Annotated in this window: 6 protein-coding genes and 1 pseudogene; 4 read left to right on the top strand and 3 right to left on the bottom strand. The window is 71.2% G+C overall.

Annotation, left to right across the window (positions count from 1 at the left end):
- Positions 1-253, top strand: a pseudogene (locus ACFSJG_RS11475) (cytochrome ubiquinol oxidase subunit I); the annotation flags it as partial.
- On the top strand, positions 250-462 hold the full coding sequence (locus tag ACFSJG_RS11480) for a hypothetical protein (RefSeq protein WP_378485361.1): 213 nt from the start codon (positions 250-252) through the stop codon (positions 460-462). The pseudogene ACFSJG_RS11475 and the gene ACFSJG_RS11480, both read left to right, overlap by 4 nt.
- 64 nt (positions 463-526) lie before the next feature.
- Here ACFSJG_RS11480 and ACFSJG_RS11485 read toward each other — a convergent pair whose 3' ends face one another.
- Positions 527-1,156, bottom strand: coding sequence for a response regulator (locus ACFSJG_RS11485; RefSeq protein WP_378485949.1), 630 nt, complete (start codon positions 1,154-1,156; stop codon positions 527-529).
- Between the two features lie 77 nt (positions 1,157-1,233).
- A complete protein-coding gene (locus tag ACFSJG_RS11490) occupies positions 1,234-2,547 on the bottom strand; it encodes an ATP-binding protein (RefSeq protein ID WP_378485362.1) in 1,314 nt (437 codons plus the stop codon).
- A gap of 134 nt (positions 2,548-2,681) precedes the next feature.
- On the opposite strand from ACFSJG_RS11490, the gene ACFSJG_RS11495 reads away from it, so the two are divergent.
- Positions 2,682-4,085 (top strand): PspC domain-containing protein, encoded by a 1,404-nt coding sequence (locus tag ACFSJG_RS11495; protein ID WP_378485363.1) that lies wholly within the window; start codon positions 2,682-2,684, stop codon positions 4,083-4,085.
- Positions 4,078-4,296, top strand: coding sequence for a hypothetical protein (locus ACFSJG_RS11500; protein ID WP_378485364.1), 219 nt, complete (start codon positions 4,078-4,080; stop codon positions 4,294-4,296). The genes ACFSJG_RS11495 and ACFSJG_RS11500 overlap by 8 nt, the downstream gene beginning before the upstream one ends.
- A 34-nt stretch (positions 4,297-4,330) precedes the next feature.
- Here ACFSJG_RS11500 and ACFSJG_RS11505 read toward each other — a convergent pair.
- On the bottom strand, positions 4,331-4,526 hold a 196-nt coding region (locus ACFSJG_RS11505; protein WP_378485365.1), incomplete at its 5' end, for a sigma factor-like helix-turn-helix DNA-binding protein.

Here is a 4,526-nt window from a genome sequence, read left to right on the forward strand (position 1 = left end):
GCTGCCGTTCATCTGGAACGTCTTCAAGAGCTACCGGTACGGCGAGGTCGTCACGGTCGACGACCCGTGGGGTTACGGCAACTCGCTGGAGTGGGCCACCACCTGCCCGCCGCCGCGGCACAACTTCACCGAACTGCCGCGGATCCGGTCCGAGCGCCCCGCGTTCGAGCTGCACTACCCGCACATGGTCGAGCGGATGCACGCCGAGGCGCACGTCGGACGTGGTCATGGTCCCGTCGAGGTGAGGGAATGAGAGCGGGCCCGGCTCCGTCGTACACCAGCCGTCAGGTCGTACCGACCTACCGGCCCACGCCGGGAGAGTTGCTCGTGCCCATGCTCGCCCTGGTCGCGGCGCTCGCCTCACCGCTGTTCGTGTCGCTGCCCCTCGCCGCACTGGTGAGCGCGACGGCCCTCGGCTGGGTGGTGCGCCGTGCCCGCGCCGGCGGGCGGGTGTACGGCTGAATGTCACACGGTGCGCGTTCAATGCGCACGATGTCACATTCAGCCCACCGGCGACCGCCGGATGTCACTCGATGCGGCGGCGATGCGCCCAGCGGGTGAGGGCGTTCCGGTTGGACTGTTGCGTCTTGCGCAGCACGTTCGAGGCGTGCGTCTCGACGGTCTTCACCGAGATCACCAGGGTCTCGGCGATCTCCCGGTAGGTGTAGCCGCGGGCGAGCAGGCGCAGCACCTCGAGTTCGCGGGGAGTCAGCGAGTCGAGTTCCGGGTCGAGCGCAGGCTCCGGCACCGCCGACCGTCCGGTGAACGAGTCGAGCACGAAACCGGCGAGACGCGGACTGAACACCGCGTCGCCGCCGGCCACGCGCCGGACGCCGTCCGCGAGTTCACGACCCGAGATCGTCTTGGTGACGTATCCGCGGGCACCGGCCCGGATCACCGCGATCACGTCCTCCGCGGCGTCGGACACGCTGAGCGCCAGGCACACCGGTCCGTCGGCGATGCCGGTGAGCACGGCTACGCCTCCCCCGTCCGGCATGTGGACGTCGAGCAGGACCACATCCGGTGCGGTGGCGTCGATCCCGGCGATCGCCTCGGCGACGCCACCGGCCTCGCCGACCACGACGATGTCCGGCTCCGTCGCCAGTTCGGCCCGCACACCCGACCGGAAGACGGCGTGGTCGTCGACCAGGAACACCCGGAATGTGGCGTCCGGAGAACCGGATTCGGGGTGGTCCCCGTGGTGTGGCGCGGCGTGGTTGCTTCCGGGGGACGTCACCGGGGCTGCTCCTTGGGTCGGGCCGACTGCTCCGACCACTCTAGGCCACCGTCGTCGCTGTCCTCGGGACCCAGCGGCATCGTGATCCGGATCTCGGTGCCGCGTCCGACGGTGGAGTCGACGGCGACCTCGCCTCCGCGCCGCTCGATGCGCGCCCGGATCGACCTGGCCAGTCCCTGCCGGTCGCCGGCGATCGCCTCGACGTCGAACCCGACACCGCGGTCCCGGACGAAGACGTTCAGCTCGGCGGTCCCCGCTTCGGCGAAGACGTCGACACTCGACTCACCGGAGTGCTTCGCCGCGTTGACCAGTGCCTCGCGCGTGGCGCCGAGAACCGCGGTGACCGCCTCCGTGGTGATCCCCGACTCCGCCTCGGGCAGATCCAGTCGCACGTCGCCGACCGTGATCGTCTGGACCGCCACCCCGTACTGGTCCTCCACCTCGCCCGCGATGGTGCGCAGCGCCTCGGCCAGACTCGCGTGCGCGGCCTCCCCCTCCCCGAACAGCCACTTCCGCAGCTCCCGTTCCTGGCTGCGGGCCAGCCGCTGCACCTGCAGGGGCGAATCGGCCTGCTTCTGGATCAGGGCGAGGGTCTGCAGTACTGAGTCGTGCAGGTGCGAGGCGATCTCCTCGCGTTCCTCGTTGCGGATGCGGGCGGCTCGCTCGCGCCCGAGGTCCCGCCACATCCGCAGCCACAACGGCACCGTCAGCAGGCCGATCCCGACGAGGGTGACGACCACCGCGAGCAGTGACGACCGCAGCGACGCGAGATCGACCTGCGCGAGGACCACCACACCGAGACCGAGGACGATCAGGGAGATGCCGCCGAGGATCCGCGCCCACGTGAGGACTGTCGGACTCTGCGGAAGGCCGAACACCGAGCGGGGTCCGTCGGAGTCGTACTCGCGCCACACCAGTGCCGCACCGACGGCAACGACGATGACGGGCACCAGCACCTCGGCGGCCGTGCCGCTCGCGAGTATCCCGAGGATCGCGGCCAGTGCGAGACCGAGGACGGCGAGACCCAGTGCCCGCTGCCGCTCGGCGCGGCTGGGACGCTCGGTGTCGGTGCCGGGCGGCGTGAAGATCCACAGCAGGCCGTAGGCGGTGATACCAGCACCTGCGAGGGCACCGAGCAGCACGAACGCCACCCGAACCTTGAAGACGTCGACTCCGAGGTGATCGGCGAGACCGCCCGCGACACCACCGATGACCCGGCCACCGACCCGCCGTTCGAGCCGAGGCGGACCCTCGATCGACGGCGGCGCCGGGGCCGTCACCGGAGTCTGGGCACGTGGGATCGGCTGCACACCGTCGATGGTGGCATGCGGCCGCGGCCCCGCGCATCAGGGCACAACCCTGACTCCGGGCCACCCGCCGCACCCGAAATATCAGGGTCGATCCCTGATGCGTGGGCGGGCGCACGGAGCCCACGATGGACGGCATGAGCACAGCGACCTTCTCCGAGCAGCTGAACCAGTTGTGGCGAACCCGGCCCGTGCGACTGCCGCGCCGCGGCCCGATCGCCGGCGTCGCCGCCGGCGTCGGCCGCCGCTACGACGTCGACCCCGTCCTGATCCGGATCGCGTTCGTCGTCTCGACCATCTTCGGCGGCGCCGGCATCGTCCTCTATCTCGCCGGATGGTTGCTGCTGCCCCGTGCGGGCGACGACACCTCCGCGGCGGAGTCGCTGCTCGGCCGCGGCCACAGCTCCGAGTCGGGGACGAAGACGATCGTCCTGGTCGTCGCACTCATGATCGCTCTCAGCACGCTCGGTCCGCTGGGCGTGAGTTTCGGCGGATCCGGTGTGTTCAGCCTGGCGTTGATGCTCGGTGGACTCTGGTTGCTGTTCCAGCGTCGCCCGTACCCGCCCGCATCCCTCCCCGACTCCGATCCCTGGGCCGGCATCTCCGTTCCGCCGCCCGGATTCCCGCAGGCGACGGGGTTCCCGTCCGGGTACGACACCTCCGCGTACACGTCCTCGGGTGTGTTCGCGACGCTGCCGAAGACCTACGAGCCGTCGCCGTCGAGCGCAGCCACGGCGACTCCGGGTGCGGCATCGGGAACGACGGCCGAGTCGGCGTCGAGCACGCCGACGGCACCGACCTCGGCCGGCGAGGACCAGTCGGGTCCGACAGCACCCGACCCCGCACCGCCGACCGACGTCACCGCCCCACCGGCCTGGGACCCGCTCGGCGTCGCGCCGTTCGCCTGGGACCTGCCCGAGCCCGCGCCAGCTCCGACGCTGCCTGCGCCGAGGCCGGAGCGGCCGAAGTCCCGCCTGACGTCGGTGGTGCTGGGTCTGGCGATCCTCGCGACCGCCGCTGCCTGGGCGCTCGCCGCCGCGACCGGATGGGAGTGGCTGACACCCGGGCGGATCGGGGCAGTCGGACTCGCCGTGATCGGTGTGGGACTCGTCGCCGGGGCCTTCCTGCGACGCGGCTACGGCCTGCTCGTCGTCACCGGGCCGCTGACCGGGTTCGTGATTCTCGCGTCGCTGGTCGGACCGATCGACTGGGAGTCCGGGACCGTCGGCACCCGTACCTGGACGCCCGCGACCGCGGCCGACATACAACCGGAGTACACCGGCCGGTTCGGAGAGTTCACGCTCGACCTGAGCGCACTCGAACTGACCGAGGACAAGACCGTCGACGTCGACCTGCGAATGGGGTCGTTCACGGTTCTCGTCCCCGAGAACATGAATGTCGTCAACCACTGCTCGATGACGGTCGGCGACGCGCAGTGCCTGCCTGAAGGCCTGACCGGCGGCGCGGACGGCACCGACGGCCCGGTGCTCACCCTGAACATGAACGGCCGCATGGGAAATCTGGAGGTTCACCGTGGCTGACAACACCGACACCGACACCGCCGCCACCCGCCGCAGACCGTCCCCCGGACTGCTCCTCGCGGGGGTCGCTGCGCTCCTGGTCAGCCTGTGGGCGTTCGTCGGGCCCGTCGGCATCGGCGCCGTCGCGGGTGGTCACGCGAAGTGGCTGCTCATCGCGGTCGCCGTCGTCGTCGGCGTGGTCCTGGTGGTCAGTCCGACCCGGCGGAAGTGAGCGCCAGGTCGGTCACCGCGACCGACGGACTCACTCAGGCCGCGGCGCGGAGCTTCTGCAGGGCCGAATGCTGATCGAGGCGAACCCTCTCGACCGAACACCCCAGCGCCTCGCCCGCCTGGGCCGCGCTCAGGCCCACCGCGGTCCGCAGCACCAGGACGTCCCGTTCGCTCCGTGACAGTCCGTCCATCGGCGTCGAGGCCGCGCGGTACGGTCGCGCGGCCTCGACG

The organism is Rhodococcus gannanensis, assembly GCF_042681175.1.
Lineage (GTDB): Bacteria > Actinomycetota > Actinomycetes > Mycobacteriales > Mycobacteriaceae > Rhodococcus_G > Rhodococcus_G gannanensis.

What these genes read in the sequence shown, in the direction of transcription:
- ACFSJG_RS11480 (WP_378485361.1), top strand. Translation starts at nt 250, where the DNA reads ATGAGAGCGGGCCCGGCTCCGTCGTACACCAGCCGTCAGGTCGTACCG.
- ACFSJG_RS11495 (WP_378485363.1), top strand. Translation starts at nt 2,682, where the DNA reads ATGAGCACAGCGACCTTCTCCGAGCAGCTGAACCAGTTGTGGCGAACC.